Annotated in this window: 21 protein-coding genes; 4 read left to right on the top strand and 17 right to left on the bottom strand. The window is 71.4% G+C overall.

The genetic code is table 11. From position 1 onward, the window contains the following. Window position 1 precedes the first annotated feature (1 nt). Complete coding sequence (locus ACZ7H1_RS05945) at window positions 2-475, top strand: MarR family winged helix-turn-helix transcriptional regulator (RefSeq protein ID WP_470784117.1); 474 nt, start codon at window positions 2-4, stop codon at window positions 473-475. A gap of 23 nt (window positions 476-498) precedes the next feature. Here ACZ7H1_RS05945 and ACZ7H1_RS05940 read toward each other — a convergent pair whose 3' ends face one another. The 7 genes from ACZ7H1_RS05940 to ACZ7H1_RS05910 form a co-directional block, all read right to left on the bottom strand. Next, window positions 499-1,023 (bottom strand): GNAT family N-acetyltransferase, encoded by a 525-nt coding sequence (locus ACZ7H1_RS05940; protein WP_470784115.1) that lies wholly within the window; start codon window positions 1,021-1,023, stop codon window positions 499-501. A 147-nt stretch (window positions 1,024-1,170) separates the two neighbouring features. Beyond that, the gene (gene mqnE, locus ACZ7H1_RS05935) at window positions 1,171-2,334 is read right to left on the bottom strand and encodes an aminofutalosine synthase MqnE (protein WP_470784113.1); all 1,164 of its coding nucleotides are present in this window, start codon (window positions 2,332-2,334) and stop codon (window positions 1,171-1,173) included. 49 nt (window positions 2,335-2,383) lie between these two features. Next, window positions 2,384-2,839 carry an Lrp/AsnC family transcriptional regulator gene (locus tag ACZ7H1_RS05930; RefSeq protein WP_470784111.1) on the bottom strand — a complete coding sequence of 152 codons (456 nt, stop codon included), beginning with the start codon at window positions 2,837-2,839 and terminating at the stop codon, window positions 2,384-2,386. Between the two features lie 254 nt (window positions 2,840-3,093). Next, entirely contained in the window at window positions 3,094-3,765 is a 672-nt protein-coding gene (locus tag ACZ7H1_RS05925; RefSeq protein WP_470784109.1) for a UbiX family flavin prenyltransferase, read from the bottom strand. Window positions 3,766-3,824: 59 nt separating this feature from the next. After that, window positions 3,825-4,748 (bottom strand): menaquinone biosynthesis prenyltransferase MqnP, encoded by a 924-nt coding sequence (gene mqnP / locus ACZ7H1_RS05920; protein WP_470784107.1) that lies wholly within the window; start codon window positions 4,746-4,748, stop codon window positions 3,825-3,827. After that, entirely contained in the window at window positions 4,745-5,224 is a 480-nt protein-coding gene (locus tag ACZ7H1_RS05915; RefSeq protein ID WP_470784105.1) for a hypothetical protein, read from the bottom strand. Before ACZ7H1_RS05915 ends, mqnP begins: the two co-directional genes overlap by 4 nt. Then, entirely contained in the window at window positions 5,221-6,678 is a 1,458-nt protein-coding gene (locus ACZ7H1_RS05910) for a menaquinone biosynthesis decarboxylase (protein WP_470784103.1), read from the bottom strand. Before ACZ7H1_RS05910 ends, ACZ7H1_RS05915 begins: the two co-directional genes overlap by 4 nt. A gap of 99 nt (window positions 6,679-6,777) precedes the next feature. Here ACZ7H1_RS05910 and ACZ7H1_RS05905 point away from each other — a divergent pair, with 99 nt between their 5' ends. After that, window positions 6,778-7,152, top strand: coding sequence for a PLD nuclease N-terminal domain-containing protein (locus ACZ7H1_RS05905; RefSeq protein ID WP_470784102.1), 375 nt, complete (start codon window positions 6,778-6,780; stop codon window positions 7,150-7,152). A gap of 23 nt (window positions 7,153-7,175) precedes the next feature. On the opposite strand, the gene ACZ7H1_RS05900 is transcribed toward ACZ7H1_RS05905, so the two are convergent. From ACZ7H1_RS05900 to hemL, 8 genes are all read right to left on the bottom strand, one after another. Continuing rightward, window positions 7,176-7,679, bottom strand: a complete 504-nt coding sequence (locus ACZ7H1_RS05900; protein ID WP_470784100.1) for an SRPBCC domain-containing protein — start codon at window positions 7,677-7,679, stop codon at window positions 7,176-7,178. 43 nt (window positions 7,680-7,722) lie between these two features. After that, on the bottom strand, window positions 7,723-8,811 hold the full coding sequence (gene ccsB, locus ACZ7H1_RS05895) for a c-type cytochrome biogenesis protein CcsB (RefSeq protein WP_470784098.1): 1,089 nt from the start codon (window positions 8,809-8,811) through the stop codon (window positions 7,723-7,725). Continuing rightward, entirely contained in the window at window positions 8,808-10,562 is a 1,755-nt protein-coding gene (resB, locus tag ACZ7H1_RS05890; protein WP_470784096.1) for a cytochrome c biogenesis protein ResB, read from the bottom strand. Before resB ends, ccsB begins: the two co-directional genes overlap by 4 nt. Window positions 10,563-10,580: 18 nt before the next feature. Beyond that, window positions 10,581-11,339, bottom strand: coding sequence for a cytochrome c biogenesis CcdA family protein (locus ACZ7H1_RS05885; RefSeq protein ID WP_470784094.1), 759 nt, complete (start codon window positions 11,337-11,339; stop codon window positions 10,581-10,583). Window positions 11,340-11,343: 4 nt separating this feature from the next. After that, on the bottom strand, window positions 11,344-11,970 hold the full coding sequence (locus ACZ7H1_RS05880; RefSeq protein ID WP_470784092.1) for a TlpA family protein disulfide reductase: 627 nt from the start codon (window positions 11,968-11,970) through the stop codon (window positions 11,344-11,346). 66 nt (window positions 11,971-12,036) lie between these two features. Beyond that, a complete protein-coding gene (locus tag ACZ7H1_RS05875; RefSeq protein WP_470784090.1) occupies window positions 12,037-13,266 on the bottom strand; it encodes a polysaccharide deacetylase family protein in 1,230 nt (409 codons plus the stop codon). Window positions 13,267-13,390: 124 nt separating this feature from the next. Continuing rightward, complete coding sequence (locus ACZ7H1_RS05870) at window positions 13,391-14,080, bottom strand: histidine phosphatase family protein (protein ID WP_470784088.1); 690 nt, start codon at window positions 14,078-14,080, stop codon at window positions 13,391-13,393. Beyond that, window positions 14,070-15,392: a glutamate-1-semialdehyde 2,1-aminomutase gene (gene hemL, locus ACZ7H1_RS05865; protein WP_470784086.1), complete on the bottom strand. Its 1,323-nt coding sequence runs from the start codon at window positions 15,390-15,392 to the stop codon at window positions 14,070-14,072. The genes ACZ7H1_RS05870 and hemL overlap by 11 nt, the downstream gene beginning before the upstream one ends. A gap of 126 nt (window positions 15,393-15,518) precedes the next feature. On the opposite strand from hemL, the gene ACZ7H1_RS05860 reads away from it, so the two are divergent. Continuing rightward, complete coding sequence (locus ACZ7H1_RS05860; protein ID WP_470784084.1) at window positions 15,519-16,106, top strand: hypothetical protein; 588 nt, start codon at window positions 15,519-15,521, stop codon at window positions 16,104-16,106. 30 nt (window positions 16,107-16,136) lie between these two features. On the opposite strand, the gene ACZ7H1_RS05855 is transcribed toward ACZ7H1_RS05860, so the two are convergent. After that, window positions 16,137-20,924, bottom strand: a complete 4,788-nt coding sequence (locus ACZ7H1_RS05855) for a caspase, EACC1-associated type (RefSeq protein ID WP_470784083.1) — start codon at window positions 20,922-20,924, stop codon at window positions 16,137-16,139. Next, window positions 20,921-21,298, bottom strand: coding sequence for an effector-associated constant component EACC1 (locus tag ACZ7H1_RS05850; protein ID WP_470784081.1), 378 nt, complete (start codon window positions 21,296-21,298; stop codon window positions 20,921-20,923). Before ACZ7H1_RS05850 ends, ACZ7H1_RS05855 begins: the two co-directional genes overlap by 4 nt. Before the next feature lie 194 nt (window positions 21,299-21,492). Between ACZ7H1_RS05850 and ACZ7H1_RS05845 the strand changes: the two genes are divergently transcribed. Next, window positions 21,493-22,017, top strand: coding sequence for a GNAT family N-acetyltransferase (locus ACZ7H1_RS05845; protein ID WP_470784080.1), 525 nt, complete (start codon window positions 21,493-21,495; stop codon window positions 22,015-22,017). Window positions 22,018-22,023 lie beyond the last annotated feature (6 nt).

The following is a 22,023-nucleotide window of genomic DNA, read 5'->3' as shown; positions in this document are numbered from 1 at the left end:
GGTGACCGCCGTCCCGGCCGGACCGGCCGACGTGCGACCGGCCGACGTGCGGCCGGCCGAGGTCCTGCACTGCGCCGAGCGGCTCGTCCAGGCCGTCGAGGCGCGGACCCAGCCTGTGTGCCGCCGGTACGACCTCAGCCGCACCGGGCTGCGGATCCTGGCCGAGCTGCGCTCCGCCGGCCCCCCGTACACGCTGGCGCCGCGCGACCTGACCCGTGCGCTGGGCGTCACCTCGGGGGCGCTGACGTGCAGTCTGGACCGGCTGGAGGAGGCGGCCCTGACGCAGCGGCTGCCGGTGCCGGGCGACCGGCGCCGGCTGGACGTCCGGCTGACGCCGCAGGGGGTGCGGACGGCCGGGCAGGCGCTGGCCGAGCTGGACGCGATCCAGCGGGAGGCGCTGTCCGTGCTGTCCGCCCCCGAGGCCGGACTGCTCGACTCCCTGCTGCACACCCTCACGTCCGGTCTGCCGCGCTGACGCGCCCCACGGGGGGGCGGGCGTCAGTGCAGCGGCAGCAGCATCGTGATGTCGTCGCGGTCGTCGCCCGGAGCGACCCGGATGGCGCCCGGGACCCGGCCGACCTCCTTGTAGCCGCAGGCGGCGTAGAAGTCCTCCAGGCCGTGGCCGCCGCGGCAGCCGAGCCGGATCGCGTCGATGCCGTCGAGGGAGCGGGCGGCGTCGGCGAGCGCGGCCATCAGGTCGCGGCCGTGGCCGCGGCCCTGGTACGCCGGGTCGACCATCACCGTGTAGGCCCACACCCAGTGCCTCTGGAGACGGTGGAGGTTGTGGACGAGGAAGGCGGCCGCGACCACCCGGCCCCCGGCGTCCTGCCCCACCAGCAGCCGGGTCCGGCCGTCCGCCATCGACGCCAGGTGCTCGGCCAGCTCCGGGCCGACCTCCGCGGGCGTCACGGGCGGTACGAAGCCGATGGCTCCGCCGGCGTTGGTGGCGTCCGTCCACACCCGGACGAGGCCGTCGCGCAGCTCGGGGCCGACCACTGGATCAAGAGTGAACGTAAGGGCCATAGGGCAAGTTTATCTATTACGACCCGATGAGGGCAACGACCTTCCGCGATGCGGGAAACGCCGGAGGGCGGCGCCGGCCCGGTTCGCACGGGACGGCACCGCCCTCGGGACGGAAGGACCTCGGCCGCGATCCCGCGGCCCGCGACCTCAGACCCGCATCGGCTGCGGCGACTCGCGCAGCGAGGAGTCCGGGCCCGGGTACTCGCGGATGATCTCGTAGCGCGTGTTGCGCTCGACCGGGCGGAAGCCCGCCTCGCGGATCAGGTCCAGCAGGTCGTCACGCGTCAGCTTGTTCGGGGTGCCGTAGTTGTCCGCGTCGTGCGTGATCTTGTACTCGACGACCGAGCCGTCCATGTCGTCCGCGCCGTGCTGGAGCGCCAGCTGTGCGGTCTGCACGCCGTGCATCACCCAGAAGACCTTGACGTGCGGGACGTTGTCGAAGAGCAGCCGCGAGACCGCGAAGGTCTTCAGCGCCTCGGCCCCGGTCGCCATCGTCGTGCGCGCCTGGAGCTTGTTGCGGACCTTGCCGTCCTTCATGTCCACGAAGTCGTGCTGGTACCGCAGCGGGATGAAGACCTGGAAGCCGCCCGTCTCGTCCTGGAGCTCGCGCAGCCGCAGCACGTGGTCCACCCGGTGGCGCGGCTCCTCGATGTGCCCGTAGAGCATCGTCGAGGGGGTCTTGAGGCCCTTCTCGTGCGCGAGGCGGTGGATCCGCGACCAGTCTTCCCAGTGGGTGCGGTGGTCCACGATGTGCTGGCGGACCTCCCAGTCGAAGATCTCCGCGCCGCCGCCGGTCAGCGACTCCAGACCGGCGTCGATCAGCTCGTCGAGGATCTCCGAGGCGCTGAGCCCCGAGATCGTCTCGAAGTGGTGGATCTCGGTGGCGGTGAACGCCTTCAGCGAGACGTTCGGCAGCGCCTTCTTGAGCTCGCTGAGCGAGCGCGGGTAGTAGCGCCACGGCAGGTTCGGGTGCAGGCCGTTGACGATGTGCAGCTCGGTGAGGTTCTCGTTCTCCATCGCCTTGGCGAGGCGGACGGCCTCCTCGATGCGCATCGTGTACGCGTCCTTCTCGCCCGGCTTGCGCTGGAACGAGCAGTACGCGCAGGACGCGGTGCACACGTTCGTCATGTTGAGGTGACGGTTGACGTTGAAGTGGACGACGTCGCCGTTCTTGCGCGTGCGCACCTCGTGGGCGAGCCCGCCCAGCCAGGCCAGATCGTCCGACTCGTAGAGGGCGATGCCGTCCTCACGGGTCAGCCGCTCGCCGGAGCGGACCTTCTCCTCCAGCTCACGCTTGAGCCCAGCGTCCATGCGGTGGTCGCCTCCTCTAGATGTCCTGCAACCCTGCCCCACCGTACTCTCAGCGCTCTTCCGGCAGCTCTCCGACCCGGTTCTCCCACTTCGTGGAGAGCACGATGGTCGTGCGGGTGCGCGAGACGCCCTTCGTGCCGGAGAGCTTGCGGATGATCTTCTCCAGCCCGTCCACGTCGCTGGCGCGGACCTTCAGCATGAAGGAGTCGTCGCCCGCGATGAACCAGCAGTCCTCGATCTCCGCGAGGTCGCGCAGCCGGCGGGCCACGTCCTCGTGGTCCGCGGCGTCCGAGAGCGAGATGCCGATGAGGGCCGTCACGCCGAGGCCGAGCGAGGCGGAGTCGACCGTCGCCCGGTAGCCGGTGATCACACCGGCGGTCTCCAGCCGGTTGATCCGGTCCGTCACGCTCGGGCCGGAGAGCCCGACGAGCCGTCCCAGCTCGGCGTACGACGCCCGGCCGTTTTCCCTGAGTGCCTGGATGAGCTGCCTGTCCACCGCGTCCATATGCCTGGAGCCTTCCATTGTTCAGCGATCCCGCAAGTTTACGTATAGAATCTAAGGCACACAGGGTCAACGCCCTGTGAATCTTTCAGCAGATCAAAGACGATCTTTCAGGAGTGGTTCACCGTGTACACGATCGAGATGGCCTACGCTCACATGCGACAGCTGCAGGAGCTGGCCAACCGATCCCGTGCCCACCAGCCGGCTGCCGCCAAGCGTGCCGACAAGGCCCGCCGCCGCCCCGCAGCCCCCAAGCGCTAAGCGCCACGAGAGCCTCCCAGCTCTCCCTCCCAGCGGCGGTACAGCCGGTGCGGCACTCCTGCCGCGTCCAGCACCCGCCCCGCGACGAAGTCCACCAGATCCTGGATGTGCGTCGCACCCGCATAGAACGCCGGAGAGGCGGGCAGCACCACGGCGCCCGCCTCGTCCAGCGCCACCAGGTGCTTCAGCGTCTGACCGTTCAGCGGGGTCTCCCGCACCGCGACCACCAGCCGGCGCCGCTCCTTGAGCGTCACGCTCGCCGCCCGCTGGAGCAGGTCCTTCGACAGCCCCAGCGCCACTCCGGCCACACACGCCGTCGACGCGGGAACGATCAGCATCCCCTTCACGGGGTACGAGCCCGACGACGGCCCGGCGGCAAGGTCCCCGGCGCCCCAGTGGCGCACCAGGTCCAGCGCGTCACCCACGTCGAAGCTCCCGGCCTTGCCGTCGGCGCCCCGGCCCAGCCATTCGGCCAGATCGTCCCGCCAGTGCGCGTCCCGGAAGGCGATCCCGGTCTCGTCGAGCAGCGTGAGCCGCGAGGCCCGGCTGACCACGAGGTCGACGCTCTCCCCGGCGGCCAGCAGGCCCCTGAGCACCGCCGCCGCGTACGGCGTCCCGGACGCCCCGGAAACCCCGACCACCCACGGGGTGCGCTTGCCGTCAGTCATGGGGCCGAGCCTATCCGGCCATCCCGGACCGGGCCCGACCGCAGTCCGCTACGGAACGACTACAGCGTCAGCCCGCGCACCGCGAGGTCCAGCAGCGCACACACGAAAAGGGCGATCCCGATGAAACCGTTGACCGTGAAGAAGGCCCGGTTCAGGCGGGACAGGTCGTGCGGGGTGACGATCGTGTGCTCGTAGAGGAACGCCGCCGCGACCACCACCAGGCCCGCCCAGAAGAACGCCCCCGCGTCCGTCGCCAGGGCGTACCAGACGAACAGGCCCATGGTCACGGCGTGGCAGGCCCGCGCGCCCCACAGGGCCGCCGGGACGCCGAAGCGGGCCGGCACCGACAGGACGCCCTCGGACCGGTCCGCCTGCACGTCCTGGCAGGCGAAGATCAGGTCGAAGCCGCCGATCCACACGCCGACCGCCAGGCCCAGGACCACCGCGTCCCAGGACCACTCGCCCGTGATCGCCAGCCACGCGCCCACCGGGCCCATGGCCTGGGCCAGGCCCAGGATCGCGTGCGGGAAGTTCGTGAAGCGCTTGCCGTACGGGTAGACCACCATCGGTACCACCGCGACCGGCGCCAGCGCCAGGCACAGCGGGTTCAGCAGCGCCGCCGCGCCGAGGAAGACGGCGACGGCGATCCCGGCACCCGTCCACGCGGACCGCACCGACACCGCGCCCGTCACCAGCTCGCGCGAGGCCGTCCGCGGATTGCGGGCGTCGATCTCGCGGTCGATGATCCGGTTGCACGCCATCGCGAAGGTCCGCAGGCCCACCATCGCAACGGTGACCAGCAGCAGCTTCCCCCAGTGGACCGTGCGGTCCAGCTGGAACATCGCCGTCAGCGCGGCGATGTACGCGAAGGGCAGCGCGAACACCGAGTGCTCGATCATCACGAGCCGCAGGAACGCCCTGACCTTGCCGTCGGCCTGCGGTGCCGGGCCGGGCCCGACGACCCCGTCGGCGGTCGTCATCATGCAAGGCTCCCGAGGAACGCGTCGACGTCGGCCAGCAGCGCGGCCGTCTCCACCGGACCGGTCTCCACCGTCAGCTCGGCGGCGGTGTCGCCGTCCGCCTCCGGCAGGGTGACGTGCGCCGTGAAGCGGTACGCGCCGGCGCCCGCGGGGCGGGCGTCCAGCCGCAGCACGCTGCCGCCGTCGACCGTGAACGGCACCTCGGCCGCCGCGGCGAGCTCGGCCCGCAGCTGCTCCGCGAAGTCCGCGGGCTCGCGGTCGCGGACCCCGGGAAGCTCGAAGCCGTCGCCCTCGCCGTCGCTCTCGACGAGCACGGCCCAGACGTCGCCGGGTCCCGCGAACTCCTCGGGGCTCACGCCCGCCTCGGCCGCGGCCGCCCGGACCTCCGGGTCCGCCGGGTCGAGCGCGGGGCGCACCAGGGCGACGTAGCCGCTGTCGGTGCCGATGAAGAGCGCGGGGCCACTGTCGGTGGGGCTCACAGTCCGTATTCCTTCCAGCGGCGGTCCACGAGGGCCGCGGTGTCCGGGTCCGACTCCACCATGTCCGGCCAGCCGCCGTCGCGGGTGTAGCCCTCCTCGGGGAGCTTCTTCGTGGCGTCGATGCCCGCCTTGCCGCCCCAGAACTGCTGGTAGGAGGCGTGGTCGAGGTGGTCCACCGGGCCCTCGACGACCGTCAGGTCGCGGGAGTAGTCGGTGTTCCCGAGCGCCCGCCAGGAGACCTCGTGCAGGTCGTGGACGTCGCAGTCCTTGTCCACCACGATGATCAGCTTGGTCAGCGACATCATGTGCGCGCCCCAGATGGCGTGCATGACCTTCTGGGCGTGCTTCGGGTACTTCTTGTCGATCGAGACGATCGCGCAGTTGTGGAAGCCGCCGGACTCGGGCAGGTGGTAGTCCACGATGTCCGGGACGATGATCTTCAGGAGCGGGAGGAAGAAGCGCTCCGTGGCCCGGCCGAGCGGGCCGTCCTCGGTCGGCGGGCGGCCGACGACGATCGACTGGAGCAGCGGCCGCTTGCGCATCGTGATGCAGTCGATCTTCAAGGCCGGGAAGGGCTCCTGCGGCGTGTAGAAGCCGGTGTGGTCGCCGAACGGCCCCTCCGGGAGCGTCTCCCCCGGCTCCAGCCAGCCCTCGATGACGACCTCGGCGTTCGCGGGCACCTGCAGCGGCACGGTCTTGCAGTCGACCATCTCGATCCGCTTGCCCGCGACGAACCCGGCGAAGAGGTACTCGTCGATGTCGCCGGGCAGCGGCGCGGTGGAGGCGTACGTCACGGCGGGCGGGCAGCCGAACGCGATCGCGACCGGCAGCCGCTCCCCGCGCGCCGCCGCCACGGCGTAGTGGTTGCGGCTGTCCTTGTGGATCTGCCAGTGCATGCCGATGGTGCGCTTGTCGTGGCGCTGGAGGCGGTACAGGCCGAGGTTGCGCACACCCGTCTCCGGGTGCTTGGTGTGGGTCAGCCCCAGGTTGAAGAACGACCCGCCGTCCTTGGGCCAGGTGAAGAGCGCCGGCAGCCGGTCGAGGTCGACGTCGTCGCCGGTGAGGACGACCTCCTGCACGGGCGCGGCGTCGGACTTCACCTTCTTGGGCGGTACGTGGACCATCGAGCCCAGCTTGCCGAAGGCCTCGCGGACGCCGACGAACCCCTGCGGCAGCTCGGGCTTCAGCAGCCCGCCGATCTTCTCGCTGATCTCGCCGTACGACTTCAGGCCGAGGGCCTTGAGCAGGCGGCGGTCGGTGCCGAAGACGTTCATCGCCAGGGGCATGTCCGAGCCCTTGACGTTCTCGAAGAGCAGCGCGGGCCCGCCCGCCTTGTTCACTCTGTCGACGATCTCCCCGACCTCCAGGTAGGGGTCCACTTCGGCCTTGATGCGCTTGAGGTCGCCCTCCCGCTCCAGAGCCCGGAGCAGCGAGCGGAGATCGTCGTAAGCCATGCGGCCAAGTATCCGCCACGCACTACCCTGGAGAGGTCACCGGGGCCCGCCGCGGCCCTCGCCGCCGTTCCACCGTTCCCTGGGGGTCGGACCCACACCGTGCTGCGCTATCTGCCGTTCCTGCTGATCATCGCGCTGACGATCTACGCGTTCATCGACTGCCTGAACACGCCCGAGGAGGAGGTCAAGCACCTTCCCAAGGTGGTGTGGGTGATCATCATCCTGCTGTTCTCGATCGTGGGTCCCGTGGTGTGGCTGTTCGCCGGCAAGAAGCGCGTCCCGTCCGGCGGCGCCGGCTCCCGGGGCGGCTCCCGCGGGGGCGGCTGGGTGGCCCCGGACGACAATCCCGACTTCCTCCGGTCGCTGCGCGAGGAGCAGGACCGCCGCCGGGACGAGCGGAGCCCGGAGGACGAGCCGGGCGGGAAGAAGGACGGGAAGAACAACGACACCAACGACGGCGACGCCCAGTCCTGAGGCCCTGCGTCCGCCCCGGCGGCCTAGTCGGCGTAATGGGCGCGCAGCTCGGTCCGGCGTTCGGCGGTCCAGGCCTGCCAGTCCGCGGGGTGGCCGTCGAGGGCGTGGCCGAGGCGTTCGAAGTGGTCGTGCCAGCCCGCCAGGCAGTCGAGCCGGTCGGCCTCGGTGCCCCGGCGCTCGTTGCTGAAGCGGACCACGGTGGCGTCGGGTCCGGCCGGTTCCAGCAGGAAGCGGATCCGGCCGTGCTCCTCGACCGTGTACTCCGCCACGTGTTCCACGTCCCAGGCGGTGACCTTCCCCGAGACCTGCGACCCGCCGCCCCGCCAGCGCAGGGTGACCCGGCCGCCGACACGGCGTTCCAGCTCATCGGCGGCTGCCAGCCAGCCGCGCAGCCCGTCGGGTGTGGTGAGGGCCGACCAGACCGGCTCGTAGCCGTGCGGCAGGCGCAGCTCGAAGCGCAGCAGGAAGCGGTCGCCGTTGCGGTGCTCGCTGGTGACACGACCCACGACGGTCGTCGAAGCGGTCATGCCACCAGCGTCACTCTGCCGGGTGCGGCGCGCACCCCGGGGCTCAGACTCCGGCGTACGAGTGCTTGCCGCTGAGCAGGATGTTCACCCCGTAGTAGTTCCAGATCCAGCAGGCGAAGGCGAAGAGCGCCAGGTAGGCGGCCTTGCGGCCCTTCCAGCCGGCCGTCGCGCGGGCGTGCAGGTAACAGGCGTACGCGACCCAGGTGACGAAGGACCAGACCTCCTTGGGGTCCCAGCCCCAGTAGCGGCCCCAGGCGTCGCCGGCCCAGATCGCGCCCGCGATGATCGTGAAGGTCCACAGCGGGAAGACGGCCGCGTTGATCCGGTACGCGAACTTGTCCAGCGAGGCCGCCGAGGGCATGCGCTCCAGCACGGAGGAGGCGAACCGGCCGGGCTCGTGACCGTCCTCGAGCTTGGCCTCGTACGCGTCCCGGAAGAGGTAGAGCACGGTGCCGGCGGCGCCGATGTAGAAGACCGCGCCGCAGATGATCGCCGTGGAGACGTGGATCCACAGCCAGTACGAGTGCAGGGCCGGGACCAGCTGGTCGCTGTCGGTGTAGAGCCAGGTGGTGGCGACGCCGAGGTCCAGCAGGACGGTGGTGACCAGGATCAGGCCCATCCAGCGGACGTTCTTCTTCGCGGCGAGCAGCACCAGGTACGCGCCGACGGCCACCGTGGAGAAGGTGATCGAGAACTCGTACATGTTGCCCCAGGGGGCGCGCTGCACCGACAGGGCGCGGGAGACCACGCCGGCGGCCTCGACGAGGAAGCCCAGGGTGGTCAGCGAGACCGCGATGCGGCCGTACAGGTCGCCCTGCTCGGTGCCGCCGGCCGCGCCGGGGCCGTCGGGGACGTCCCGGGTACCGGCGGCCGAGCGGGTGACGACCTTCGGCTTGTCGAGGACGGTGGTGCTCCCCCCGGCCTTGCGGACCTGCACGGCCGGGGCCGCGGACGCGGCGGCCTTCGCGCCGGTGAGCGCGGCGGCGGTACGGCCGACCTTGCTGCGGCTGCCGAAGACCCACTCGGCGATGTGGGCGAAGAAGGCGAGCGTGTAGACCGCCATCGACGAATAGATCAGCACGTTGCTGATGTGCGCCAGGTTCTCGTTGGTGGCGACTGCGAGCGGGGTCATCCGCGCTCCCCTTCCACTGCGGGTTCTACTGCGGCTGTCTCGGCGGGGGCTGTTCCGGCGGGGTTCTCGTCGGCCTCGGGTGCCGTCGGCGCCTGTGCGTGTACGGCGGCGGCCAGCTCGCCCAGTTCGTGGGGGAGCCGGGCCGACTCGCTGCGGCCCAGGCCCGCCATCTCGACGACGGTGACGCCGTCCGCGCCGGGCACGGCCCGCACCCAGACCCGGCGCCGCTGGATGAAGAGGGAGCCGGCCAGGCCCAGGACGGCCGCGATCGCGCCCGCGAGGGCGAGGCCGTTGCCGGGCTGCTGGGAGATCTGGAACGTGGCCCAGCGCTCGACGCCCTCGAACTTCACGGTGCCCGCGCCGTTCGGCAGGGTCATCGTCTCGCCGGGGCGCATGCGCTGCTTGAACAGCCGGCCGCTGCCGTCCTTGAACTCCTGCATCTTCGTCTTGTCCAGGCGGTACACGTTCTGCGGCAGGCCGGAGTCGACGCCGAGGCTGCCGTGGTACGCGCTGAGCGCGAGCACGGGGTAGTCCAGGGCGGGGAACTGCGAGAGCATCTGCCCCTTGCCCGCGCCCGCGAAGGTCGGCACGAAGAAGGCGTTGAAGCCGAGCTGTTCCTTCTTGCCGTTCTTGTCGCGGTAGCCGTCGGTGACCTTGACCGCGCCGGACGAGGTGATGTTGGAGTCCATGGGCAGCAGCGGCACGGCGTCCTTGAAGATCACCTTGCCGCGCGGGTCGGTCACCGAGATGACCGGCGCGTACCCGTGGCCGAGCAGGTAGACCTTGGAGCCGTCCACCGTGAGGGGCTTGTTGACCTCGACCTCGGCCTTCTTCGGCTCGCCGTACGCGCCTTCGTTGTAGGTCACGTGCGCCTTGAAGGTGCGCGGGGTGCCCTTCTGCGGGCCCGTGCGCTCGTACGTCGCGTCGAAGCGGTCCAGCCGGAAGCTGAAAGGCGGCAGGCCGTCGCGGTCGAAGAGGCTGCCGGAGCGGAAGTCGTCGTACTGGGTCATCGTGTTCGAGAAGCCGGTGCCGCGGACGACGAGCTTGCCGCCCTCGGACTTGAACAGCTGCCCGACGGCGAAGGCCACCAGCATCACGATCAGCGCGATGTGGAAGACGAGGTTTCCGGCCTCGCGCAGGTAGCCCTTCTCGGAGGCGAGGGAGTTGCCCTCGGCGTGCACCCGGAACCGGCGCCCGCGCAGCACCGTCCGCGCCTGTGCGAGCACCTCCTCGGGGGCCGCCCCGGTCCGCCAGGTGGTGAAGGCGGGGAAGCGGTCCAGCCGCCGCGGCGCGGCGGGCGGGAGGCCGCGCATCTGCCCGACGAACTTCCAGGAGCGGGGCACGATGCACCCGATGAGGGAGACGAACAGCAGGATGTAGATCGCGGAGAACCACACCGAGCTGTACACGTCGAAGAGCTGGAGCTTCTCGGCGAGCGGCACCCAGAACTCGTGCTGCCGCTTCCAGTCGGCCACCTTGAGCTCGTCGACGCTCGTCTGCGGGACGAGCGAGCCGGGGATGGAGCCGAGGGAGAGCAGCAGGAGCAGGATCAGCGCGACCCGCATCGAGGTGAGCTGGGTCCAGCACCAGCGGGCCCAGCCGAGGACGCCGAGGCCCGCGGGGGCGGCGGCGGTCTCCTCGACGGGGGCCGTGGACAGCTGCGAGCCGGCCGCGCCGAGTGCCGCCTCGTCGGCGGCCGCCGCGGCTTCGGCCGTGGCGGGGGCGCTGCTCTTGTTGTCGGTCGTACTCATACGTGCGTACTCATTCGCTCAGATCCCCACCGTGAAGCCGTTGGTCCACACCTGCATCTCGCTGACGATGGTGTCCCACACTCCTGTGACGAGCAGCAGACCGGTGAGGATCAGCATGCCGCCGCCGATGCGCATCACCCACGCGTAGTGCTTCTTGACCCACCCGAATGCGCCGAGCGCCTTGCGGAAGGCTATGGCCGTCAGCACGAACGGCACGCCGAGGCCCAGGCAGTAGGCGGTGGTCAGCAGCGCGGCCCGGCCGGCGTTGGCCTGGTCGAGGGAGAGCGCGGTGACGGCGCCGAGCGTGGGTCCCATGCAGGGCGTCCAGCCGATGCCGAACAGCACGCCGAGGACGGGGGCGCCGAGCAGTCCGGCCGCGGGCTTCTTGTGGAAGCGGAACTCCCTCATGGTGAGCCCCGGGATCCAGCCCATGAAGAAGAGCCCGAGGAGTATCACGACCCCGCCCAGCACCTGGGAGATGATCTGCCGGTGCTCCTGGAGGGTGTTGCCGAAGAAGCCGAAGAGCGCGCCGCCGGAGACGAAGACGGCGGTGAAGCCGAGGACGAAGAGTCCGGCGCCGGCGACCATCCGGCCGCGGCGGGCCTGGGCCAGGTCGGTGCCGCTGACCCCGGTGACGTACGAGAGGTAGCCGGGGACGAGCGGCAGGACGCAGGGGGAGAAGAACGAGACGAGTCCGGCGAGGACCGCGATGGGCAGGGCCAGCAGCAGCGCCCCGCTCAGCACGGTCTGGTTGGGCTCGACGGCGAGGATCAGCACCGGATCACTTCTCCGCCGCGACGGGCTCGATCATCTTGCGCAGCTGCTCTTCGTTCAGGCCGACGAGCGCGCGGGCGGCGATCCTGCCCTGCCGGTCGAGCACCAGGGTCGAGGGGATGGTCTGCAGGCTCAGCGTGCCCTTGGGGAAGCGCAGCAGGAGTCGGCTGTCCGGGTCGTGCAGGCTCGGGTACGGGACGCCGTACTCCTTCTCGAACGCCGTCGCCGCCTGCTTGGTGTTGCGGATGTTGATGCCGACGAACTCCACGCCCTTGGCCTTGAGGTCCTTGGCGGCCTTGGCGAAGTGCGGGGCCTCGGCGCGGCAGGGCGCGCACCACGAGCCCCACACGTTGAGGACGACGACCTTGCCCTTGAGGTCGGCCACGTCGAGCTGCCCGCCCTCGACGGTCTCGCCGTCGAGCTTGGGCGCCGGGGTGCGGTCGGCCTTCGCGACGGTGGAGACGCCGCCCTTGCCCTGCACGAAGTTGACGCCGGATCCCTTGGCGGTGTTGCCGCCGCCGTCCGTGTCGCCGCCGCATGCCGTGAGGGTCAGAGCACCCACGGCGGTGACCGCGGTCAGCAGGAGGGCGCGGCCGCTGGTCGAGCGGCGTCGGGGGGCGCGGCTAAGGCTCATGTGAAAAGTTTCGCATGGGCGTTTTATGGATCTTCCGCACCCCCCGGGCGCCCGCCGATGCCGAGGTCAGGCCGCCGTGAGGTAGGACTTCCAGCCGCCGGCCGGGGACTGGCCGGGGCTCAGGCCGCGCAGCTTGGCGAGGATCCCCGGGTCCTGGACGTCGAGCCAGTCCGTGAACTGCCTGAAGGATACGAGGCGTACGTCCCTTTTGTCCGACATGGCCTTGAGGGCTTCCTCGACGGCGTCCATGTAGATGCCGCCGTTCCACTGTTCGAAGTGGTTGCCGATGAACAGCGGCGCGCGGTTCGACTCGTACGCCCGCTTGAAGCCGTTCAGGTACGCGCCGGTGGCCTGGCGGCGCCAGCCCGGGTAGTTGGCCGGGACTCCGCGGGTGGTGTTCTTCGACTGGTTCGCCAGGATGTTGTAGTCCATCGACAGGACCTCGAAGGAATGCCCCGGGAACGGCACCGCCTGGAGCGGCAGGTCCCAGATGGCGCCCTTCTTCTTCGGCCACATCTGGAGGCCGCCCGGCGAGCTCGCGTCGTACCGCCAGCCCAGCTTCTCCGCCGTCGGCAGCAGCTCGTCCTGGCCGAGCAGGCAGGGGGTGCGGCCGCCCACGAGCTCCTTGTCGTAGTCGAACGGCAGCGGCTCCAGGTCCGTGAACCCGGTGTGGGTGCGCCAGTTCTTGACGAAGGACTTGGCCTGGTCGATCTCGCTCTGCCAGTCGGCCGCGGTCCAGTTGCCGACGGATCCGGAGCCCCCGCAGAAGTGCCCGTTGAAGTGCGTGCCTATCTCGTGGCCGTCCAGCCAGGCCTGCCGCACGTTCTGGAGGGTCAGGCGGACGTTGTCGTCCTTCAGGTAGCCGATGTCGGACGCGCCGACCGGGTTGTTCGGCGGCCGGTACAGGCTCTTCTTCGACTCCGGGAGCACGTATATGCCCGAGAGGAAGAAGGTCATCGCCGCGCCGTGGTCCCGCGCGACCTTGAGGAAGCGCGGGAAGAGGCCGTTGCCTATCTCGCCCGCGCCGTCCCAGCTGAAGACGACGAACTGCGGCGGCGTCTCGCCCGGCTGGAGCGGGACGGGTTTCTGCGGCTGGCGGGGCTGCGGGCCGGTGTCCGCAGTGGACCCGTCGCCTATGGGCTTCGCCACCGGGGCGGTGGGGCCCGGGGTTCCGTTCTTCGTCGGCCCGGGGGCGCCGGAGCCGGACCCTCCCCCGGTACTGCAGCCCGCCACACCCACGGCGGCCGCAGCACCGAGCCCCAGCCCCAGCGCACCCCGTCGACTGAATTCGCGCATTGCACCGCCCCTGTCGTTCACGAAACCCACACCTTGCCCATATAAACGGACAATTGGTAGGAGTTATCGACCCGACACGGTGGTTCCCGCGCGACCCGGGTTTATTTGTCCCGGGCGGTAACGATCAGGCGCCGAAGGCCTTCGACTTGCCCTTCACCGGCTTCGCCCCGGCCAGCAGGTGCGCCGGGACCAGGTCCCGGGCCGGCTCGCTGTACCCGACCGACACCAGCTTGTCGCCCCGGTACGTGAACGACGTCAGCGATGCCAGCGTGCACTGCCGCCTCCGCGGGTCGTGCCACAGCCGCCGCTTCTCCGCGAAGCTGCGCACGATCCAGATCGGCAGCTGGTGGCTGACGGCCACCGCCTCGTGCCCGCGCGCCGCGTCCCGCGCCGCCTCCAGCGCGCTCGTCATCCGGATGACCTGCTCGATGTACGGCTCGCCCCAGGACGGCCGGAACGGATTCGTCAGGTGCTTCCAGTTGCCCGGCTTGCGCAGCGCGCCGTCGCCCACGCCGAAGGTCTTGCCCTCGAAGACGTTCTCCGCCTCCAGCAGCCGCGAGTCCGTCGCCAGGTCCAGGCCGTGGCTCTTGGCGATCGGCGCCGCCGTCTCCTGCGCCCGCTCCAGCGGGGAGGAGACGACGTACGTCACGTCACGGCCCTCGAGGTGCTCCGCCACCCGGTCGGCCATCTGCCGGCCCAGCTCGGACAGGTGGTAGCCGGCGCGGCGGCCGTACAGCACCCCGTCCGGGTTGTGCACCTCGCCGTGCCGCACCAGGTGGACGACGGTGATCTCTTCGGTCGCGTCACTGCTCATCGGTGGCCTCCGCAGCGGCTCGGGCCGCGCCGGGCAGCGCCGCGGCGATCCGCTCGACCGCCTGCTCGTCGTGGGCGGTCGAGACGAACCAGGACTCGAACGCCGACGGCGGCAGGTAGACGCCCTGCGACAGCATCGAGTGGAAGAAGGCGGTGAAGCGGAAGCTCTCCTGCTTCTTCGCGTCGTCGTAGTTGCGCACCTCGTCCGGCGTGAAGAACACCGAGAACATGTTGGACGCGGTCTGCAGCCGGTGCGCCACGCCCTCCTTCGCGAGCGCGCCCGTCACCAGCGCCTGGATCTCCGCGGACACCGCGTCGACCTTGGCGTACGCGGCGTCGTCGAGCAGCCGCAGCTGCGCGAGGCCCGCGGCCGTCGCCACCGGGTTACCGGAGAGCGTGCCCGCCTGGTACACCGGACCGGCCGGCGCGAGGTACGCCATCACGTCGGCGCGGCCGCCGAAGGCCGCCGCCGGGAAGCCGCCGCCCATGACCTTGCCGAAGGTCATCAGGTCCGGCTTCACGCCGTCCACGCCGTACCAGCCCGCGCGGCTCGTGCGGAAGCCGGTCATGACCTCGTCCGAGACGTACAGCGCGCCGTTGTCGCGGCACAGGTCCGCCAGGCCCTGGTTGAAGCCCGGGGCGGGGGTGACCACGCCCATGTTGCCCGGCGCGGCCTCGGTGATCACGCAGGCGATCTCGCCGGGGTGCGCCGCGAAGGCCGCACGGACCGCGTCCAGGTCGTTGTACGGCAGCACGATCGTGTCGCCCGCCTGCGCGCCCGTGACACCCGGGGTGTCGGGCAGGGCGAAGGTGGCCAGACCCGACCCCGCCGCGGCCAGCAGCGCGTCCACGTGCCCGTGGTAGCAGCCGGCGAACTTCACGACCTTGGCCCGGCCGGTGAAGCCGCGCGCCAGCCGGATCGCGGACATCGTGGCCTCCGTACCGGAGGAAACGAGCCGAACCTGCTCGACGGGCCCGATCCGGGCGACGATCTCCTCGGCGAGCGCGACCTCGCCCTCGCCGGGCGTGCCGAAGGACGTGCCGCGGGCGACCGCCGCCTGCACCGCTTCGATCACCTGCGGGTGGGAATGGCCGAGGATCATCGGTCCCCACGAGCAGACGAGGTCGACGTACTCGCGACCGTCGGCATCGGTGAGGTACGGACCGGTACCGGACACCATGAACCGGGGCGTACCGCCTACGGCGCGGAACGCGCGTACGGGAGAGTTCACGCCGCCGGGGGTCACGACTGCCGCCCGGTCGAAAAGAGTCTGCGAAACTGGGGCCTGGTATGGGTAGCTCACACCAGCCATGGTGTCAGAGCCCCGGACCGTCTTGCGGACAGGTGTTTCACCGTCGTGCCGTGGGGGAGGTCACTGCCATGATGATCAGGCTGCACGGTGGGGTCCGGGCGGCCGGTAGAGCAGTCGGGTGGAGATATGCAACGCGGTGGTGGACCGGGCGAGGGCACCGACGGCCTGGACGGCCTGGGTCCTGAGCACGCCCGCGGCCGCCGCGGCAGGCACCGGCGCAAGACGACCGACGCGGCGGCAGCCGTACCGGCTGCAGGCGGTACGGGGGGTCGCGGCATGGGTGTGACGTACAAGTACTTCGGCGCGCCCGACGGCGCCACCGCGGCCCGGGTCCCGATCTCGATGCGCCCGGAGGAGCTCGGCGGCGACGAGCTCGGCATGGGCGGCATGTTCACCAAGATCAAGCCGGAGACGGTGGCCGCCATGGTCCTCACCGGCATCGAGGGCATACCTCTGCACAAGGTGCCCCCGCTTGAGCTGGTCGTCCTGCACCCCGACTACGCCGTCGTGAAGCTCCCCATGACCGTCGTCGACCCGCTGCGCGGCATCGGCGAGGAATCGGTGGGCGCGGCCGCCTTCATCTGGTCCACGGTCCCGGACCGCGGCGGCCCCCGCGACGCCTTCAACGTCTACCAGCTGCTCCACGAGTGGCAGGACTTCTCCCACCGCCTCCACGAGGCGGGCCACCAGCCCTACTGTCTCGTCTGGCCGTGATCCCGCCCGCCTGCGGGCCCGGGGGCGTATCTATCCGGCCAGGTCGGCCTTGACTGCCCGCAGGCGCCGGTCCCACGTCCCCACCAGCCGGTGGAAGCCGCCCGCGCTGCGGCTGAGCGCCGACTGCAGGCGGGACTCGGCCTCCTGGAGCCATCCCCGTCCCCGGCCGCTCTCGCGGGGGAACGGCGACACGGAGCCGGTGAGCTCCACGGCCCAGGTGATCGTCTGGCCGCGCAGGAAGGACGTGTCGACCTTCTCCTGGCCGTTGACGGCCCTTTCCATCACCCGGCGCCCGTCGAAGCAGTTGTAGGCGCGCCAGGCACTGGACAGGGCCTCCTCCGGATCCCGCTCCGCACTGAGGACCGAACGCCGCAGGTACAGGCTGCCCAGGGACCCCAGGACCTCGACGTCCGTGAAGTGCTCCTCCAGGAGGGCTTCCACCGCGAACGACGTGTCCGCGGACTCGCCTGCGTCCCCGGACTCGCCCGCGTCGCCCGACTCCCCTGCGTCCCCGGACTCGCCGGCTTCCTCCGGATGCCCGCCGTCCGGGCCCGCGTCCGCCCCGGTTCCCGCCCGGCTCCGGCGATCGTTGAGGTAGCGGCCCACGTTGCCGACGTAGTCGTCGCCGATCAGCTCCGTGAACTTGGAGTCGACCAGGCCCCAGTCCACCGGCCGGCCCAGTTCGAGGGAGATCCGGGCCGCCAGCAGCCGCACCCTGTACGCCTGCGAGTGCAGTCCGGCCACCTGCTGGAGGTGGTCCGAAGCCGTACGCAGGACGGACTCGCGCTGCGCGGCGCTCAGCCCCTCCTCGTACAGGGCCTGGCTCAGCAGGCATTCGGCGGCCTCGACCAGGTCCCTGCGGAACTTGTCCCCGTCGCGCTCCTCCCGGGCCGTCTCGGCATACAGCCGCGCCGCTTCGCCGTACTCCCAGATGTACCGGTGGTACGACGCCCGCGAGCGTTCGACGCCCGGGTTCCGCGGGAACAGCCGGGCCGCCTCGTCCAGGAGCCCCCACACCGGCTCGTGGTCGACCGCCTCGGGACGCCTGCCGTAGATCGCGCTCCAGCGCTGGTACTCGCGCATGATCCTGAACCGGACCGAGTACAGCGCCCAGGTCGGGCCGTAGTCCCGCTCGTGCGCCGCCAGCGCGCTCCAGCGCGCCCGGTGCACCCTGTCCGCCCGCATCTGTTCCGTGGTCCGGCCGGTGCTCCACCGCGCCTGCACCTGCACGGCCTTGGCCGCGATCGGCAGGCTGCCGTCCCGCTGCCACTCGCTGTCCAGGCACCAGAGGTGGAGCAGCGCCATCGACTCGTTCCCGTGCCGGGTCTCCTGCCCGCTGCCGAGCCACTGGCGGATCTCCTCGATGGCCTGGGCGAGTTCGGGAATCAGCTCCCGCCCCCGGCCGCTCCCGAACCACAGCTGCGTGGTGCGCAGCAGGCTCAGCCAGGTGCGGTACGTGCGCGAGCCGGGGGCCGTCTGCGAGGCCTGCCGGGCGGTGCGCACGCCGTTCTGGAGGCTCTGCCGGGCCGCCGTGTGCTCGCCGCGCTCCCGCTGCACGGCGGCGAGGAAGGCGTGGGCCTCGGCCAGCTCGACCGCGTGGTCCGGCGACAGGACGTCCTGGAGGCCGGTCGCGGAGGTACGGCCGTGACCGTGGCCGTGGAGTCCGGACGTTGCCCCGTGCCGGCCCTGAAGGAGGGCGAGGACGGTGCGCGCCCCCGCGTGCTGGTTCTCCAGGTCGGCGTGCCGCTCGTGCACCCTGCGCAGGAAGCCTGCCACTTCGGTGAGCAGCGACACCGGCCACTCGGACTCGGGGCCCCAGGTCTCCTCGATCGCGTCCTGGACCTCCGCGGCCAGGTCCAGCCGGTCGCGGTCCTCACGCATCTCCTGGGCGTACATGTAGCCGCTCGTCAGGAGGTTGCGCATCCACCGCTGCTGGCGCTCGGGCATGTCCGCGGCCAGCAGGAGGTTCTCGCGGGCCAGCTCGTACGCGGAGCCCGCCGCGGCGTGCCGTTCGCGGGCCGAACCCGCGGTGACCCGGCGGAGTCCGGCCATGCGGTAGAAGAGCCAGTTCCTGGTCTGGCGGGCGCGTCCGTCCTGGGCCGGCGGCAGGGCTTCCAGCAGCCGTCCCGCGAGTGCGAGCGTGGCGTCGGCGCCCGCCCGATCGGCTGCGTACACCTGGGCCGCGGCCGTGTTGAGGACCCAGGAGGCCGACCACAGGCGCTCGTTGAGCCGGAGGTCCCGGTCCGCACCGGCGGCGATCTTGCGCGTCAGCAGTACGCGGGCGGGGACGACCCCGGCGGTCGCGCGGTGCCGGCGTGCGCCGCGGAAGCCGCACTGGTCGACGGTCCGCAGCATGTGCCACGGCGGGGGTTCGTCGCCCGCCTCCAGCAGGGCCACGGCATGCTCGAACGCAGAGACGAAGACCGCTGCGGCGGTGTCGGCGTCCTGGGCGGGCGTTGCCCGGGAGGCGATGTTGAGGCGGCCGGCCGCGGCGTACAGCTCGTCGACCTGCTCCCACGGCTGCGGGGCCCCGGAGACCGGGTTCTGCCCGGCCTGCGGCGCGTCCGGCCCGGCTGCCGGTGACGCGGAGTCCTGTGACGTGGCGACGGTCGGCACCCTGGCCGGTCCGGCGGGCAGGAGAGTGCCGATCGTCTGCGCGACCGGGAGCAGGAAGGCGTCTCCGTACTGGCCGTTGACGTAGAGGCCGAGCCGCTCCCGCAGCCGGGGCAACGCTTCCGGCAGGCGGTGGTCGAGCCATCCCGTCGCCCGCCGCAGCACTTCGATCACCCGGAGCACTTCCTCCTGCGCCCCCTCCGCCGCCCCGTCCCGCAGCGCGGCGGACGCCAGCCGGCTGGCCGCGTCGGTGAGCCGCTCGTCGATTCCGGCTCCGCAGCCGTCGGCTGCGCCGGCCTCGCGCCCTGCGGTGCCCAGGAGTTCGCCCCTGAGGGCCTCCCGGCTGACCGGGCCGAGGTCGAGGCACGGATCGGAGGTGCCGGCCGCCGACCGGGCGGGCCCCGGCACCAGCACTCCCTCGTTGAAGAGCACCCGCTGCGCGCCGGAGTGCAGGCCCAACTCCTCCAGCACCCGGACGGAGAGGGGCAGTTCCTCCAGGACGCCCCAGAGCTCCATCAGGGACTGCGCCTTGGTCCGGTCGACGGCGGGCAGGGTGGCCCAGGCCTTGTCCAGCGCTCCCTCGACGGAGGGCGTGGCGGCCTTCACCAGGGCCTCGTCGACTTCGTTCGGCTCGACCTCCTCCGCTTCCCCGGAGTGCGGGTCGCGTCCGGCGAGGAAGCTGTCGTACCCGTCGTTGTAACGGTCCCGGGTGATGATCCGGACGGCGCGCTCGATGATCCCGGGGCTGCGGACCAGCTGGTCGTAGCCGACCATGCCGAGTGCGTGGACGTCCGTCACGAGGCCCTCGCCGACGAGCCACGCGTCGATGAGCTCGAGGGCGTCGTTCGTGGCCAGGGCGCGCACGGTGAGCGGATTGGTCAGCCAGTCGTCCCCGGCGGGCACGACCGTGCCGGTGGTCTCCACGATGACCACGGCGCGCCGGAAGAGTTCGTGCCGCAGCAGCTCGTCGAACTCTTCCTGGAGCTCCGGCCGGCCGAGGTCGATGTGCGAGGCCTTGACCACGAAGATCAGGCTCCGCCCCTTGACCTGGCGCGACAGGGTCAGGTCGAGGAGGGCCTCCGTCACCCGCTTCTCGGCCGCCGGGACCTCGCTGTCGTCCAGCGTCTGGTGCAGGGCCCGGGCGATCGCCTCCAGCAGCGGGCGCTCGGCCGCCGAACTCGGCTCGACCTCCATGACGACGGGCGGGTAGTCGAGCTGTCCCATCCGGTCGGCCTCGGCGAGGAGAGCCGTGAGAACCGCGGACTTGCCGATCTGCTCCACACCGGTGACGACCAGGGCCTTGCCCACGCGCACTCGGCGGCGTGCTTCTTCGAGCACGACGTCGCGGCCGAGGAAGGGAGCGGGCAGGGGCAGCGGGTCGGGGCCCAGGTAGCGGATGCGCTCGGCCCGGGCAGCGGGCTGGGTGTCGCCGTCGGGCGCGCCGTCCGCGAGTTCGGCAGGCTTGAAGGAGGGTTCGTAGCGGCGGTTCTTCACCCACGGGCGCTCGCCCACCGGGGAATGGTTGGTGACCGGATGCGGGTGACCGTGCTTCCTCAGCCAGCCGTCGGCGCTCTCGAACAACCGGCGCGGCGACCAGAACGGCTCGGTGGGCGGGCCGCCGCCCACGAGGCTGGTGACGAGTGCCTGTCCGAAAGCGGTGAGCTGGTGGTTCTCCGGCGCGTCGGCGAACCGGTTCGCCTCGCAGGCCGCGATGACGTAGCAGCCCTCGGGCGCCTCCCCGGCGACGTGCTGTTCGAAGGGCAGCTCCCCCAAGGCCTGTCCGGCATGGCAGCAGTCGACGATCACGAGCTTCGTCCGGGCGCGGCCCTTGTCCACCTCCGCCATCAGGTCGCCGAACGCCAGCATGGTGCTCGGGATGTCTGCGGACGAACCCGGAAGGGGCAGTAACAGCCGGCCGTCGGGCTTGACTCCGTGGCCCGAGATGTAGAGGACGAAGCAGTCCTCCGCCGCCTGGGACATCTCCGCGACGGCCTCGACGATGTTCTCGGCGGTCCACTCGTGGGTCTTCGCGACGATGCAGTTGTGGGGTTGCATCCCCCACACGACGGGGTCGGTGAGCTGCTTCCAGAGCGCCTCGGCCGTGCGCTCGACGGCGTCCAGGCCGGCGAACTTGGTGTCACCGAAGCGGCTCGACGCGATGAGCAGCGCCCGCGACTTCTTCGGATCGGGTATCTGCTCGCTCATGAGCCACCGAGGGAACGGGGCAGGTCGCGGAGGAGGGCCGCAGCGGTCTCGGGGTCGCGCGCCTCGATCGTGACCGTACGGGTTCCGTCGGGGCCGTCGGTGCGTTCGATGCGGAGCAGCGGCCCGTCCTCCGCCGGCCCGGAGTCCTTCCTCGACCGCCAGTAGTCGATCAGCGACTGCGCCAGCACACCGATCAGGCCCGCTTCGATCGTGAACTGCAGGGCGTCCGCCAGCAGCCCCATCTCGCCGGGCCGCGTGGGCGCGTGCTCGCGTCTGATGACCACGCGCCGCAGGCCGCGCTCGGCCCGCAGCCACTCCTCCAGCTTTCCCAGCTCGTCGGATCCGGCGTCCACCAAGTGGAGTGCGATCTCCATCTGACCCCCTGCCAACTGCCCGTCAAGGGCGGCAGGTTACCAGCCCGGACCACGGGCCCACCCGGCCTTCGCCCGTTCGTCACCCGCCCCGCAGGCGCCACCCGCCGGCCGGGCCCGTACGCCCGCCCGGCGCAGCCGTGGCTGTCGGCCGGACGCATGTACGGTACGGAAACGACGGAAGGCGGGATCGGTCCATGGACAGGGGAACGGAAGCAGTGACGGGATCCGCGGTACCGGGAACGGGCGTCGCGCTGCGCGCCGTCGAGGAAGGTGACCTGGAGGTCTTCTGGGCGATGTCCAGCGACCCCGAGGCCAACCGCATGGCCGCCTTCACCAGCAAGGACCCGTACGACCGCGCCGCCTTCGACGCCCACTGGGCCCGGATCCGCGGCCATCCCGAGATCGTGCTGCACACGGTCGTCGACGCCGCGACGGGCGAGGTGCTCGGCAACACCGCGGTCCACGGACCGCCCGAGGAGCGGTCCGTGTCCTACGGCATCGTCCGCTCCCACTGGGGACGCGGCCTGGCGACCGCCGCCCTGAGCGCCCTGCTCGCGGAGGTGGCCGAGCGGCCGCTGCACGCCCGCGCGGCCACCGACAACGCCGCCTCCGTGAAGGTCCTGACCCGCTGCGGGTTCGAGATCACGGGCCGGGAGACGAACTGGGCGCACGCCCGCGGCGCGGACACGGACGAGTACCTCCTCGTCCTGCCCGCCTGACCGCGC

It is taken from the genome of Streptomyces sp. NPDC037401 (genome assembly GCF_055602345.1).
This window is presented reverse-complemented; position numbering and strand designations above follow the sequence as displayed.

Coding starts and splice junctions, on each gene's coding strand:
- ACZ7H1_RS05940 (WP_470784115.1), bottom strand. CDS start 1,023: ATGGCCCTTACGTTCACTCTTGATCCAGTGGTCGGCCCCGAGCTGCGC.
- mqnE (WP_470784113.1), bottom strand. CDS start 2,334: ATGGACGCTGGGCTCAAGCGTGAGCTGGAGGAGAAGGTCCGCTCCGGC.
- ACZ7H1_RS05930 (WP_470784111.1), bottom strand. CDS start 2,839: ATGGACGCGGTGGACAGGCAGCTCATCCAGGCACTCAGGGAAAACGGC.
- ACZ7H1_RS05925 (WP_470784109.1), bottom strand. CDS start 3,765: ATGACTGACGGCAAGCGCACCCCGTGGGTGGTCGGGGTTTCCGGGGCG.
- mqnP (WP_470784107.1), bottom strand. CDS start 4,748: ATGATGACGACCGCCGACGGGGTCGTCGGGCCCGGCCCGGCACCGCAG.
- ACZ7H1_RS05910 (WP_470784103.1), bottom strand. CDS start 6,678: ATGGCTTACGACGATCTCCGCTCGCTGCTCCGGGCTCTGGAGCGGGAG.
- ACZ7H1_RS05900 (WP_470784100.1), bottom strand. CDS start 7,679: ATGACCGCTTCGACGACCGTCGTGGGTCGTGTCACCAGCGAGCACCGC.
- ccsB (WP_470784098.1), bottom strand. CDS start 8,811: ATGACCCCGCTCGCAGTCGCCACCAACGAGAACCTGGCGCACATCAGC.
- resB (WP_470784096.1), bottom strand. CDS start 10,562: ATGAGTACGACCGACAACAAGAGCAGCGCCCCCGCCACGGCCGAAGCC.
- ACZ7H1_RS05880 (WP_470784092.1), bottom strand. CDS start 11,970: ATGAGCCTTAGCCGCGCCCCCCGACGCCGCTCGACCAGCGGCCGCGCC.
- ACZ7H1_RS05875 (WP_470784090.1), bottom strand. CDS start 13,266: ATGCGCGAATTCAGTCGACGGGGTGCGCTGGGGCTGGGGCTCGGTGCT.
- ACZ7H1_RS05870 (WP_470784088.1), bottom strand. CDS start 14,080: ATGAGCAGTGACGCGACCGAAGAGATCACCGTCGTCCACCTGGTGCGG.
- hemL (WP_470784086.1), bottom strand. CDS start 15,392: ATGGCTGGTGTGAGCTACCCATACCAGGCCCCAGTTTCGCAGACTCTT.
- ACZ7H1_RS05860 (WP_470784084.1), top strand. CDS start 15,519: ATGCAACGCGGTGGTGGACCGGGCGAGGGCACCGACGGCCTGGACGGC.
- ACZ7H1_RS05855 (WP_470784083.1), bottom strand. CDS start 20,924: ATGAGCGAGCAGATACCCGATCCGAAGAAGTCGCGGGCGCTGCTCATC.
- ACZ7H1_RS05850 (WP_470784081.1), bottom strand. CDS start 21,298: ATGGAGATCGCACTCCACTTGGTGGACGCCGGATCCGACGAGCTGGGA.
- ACZ7H1_RS05845 (WP_470784080.1), top strand. CDS start 21,493: ATGGACAGGGGAACGGAAGCAGTGACGGGATCCGCGGTACCGGGAACG.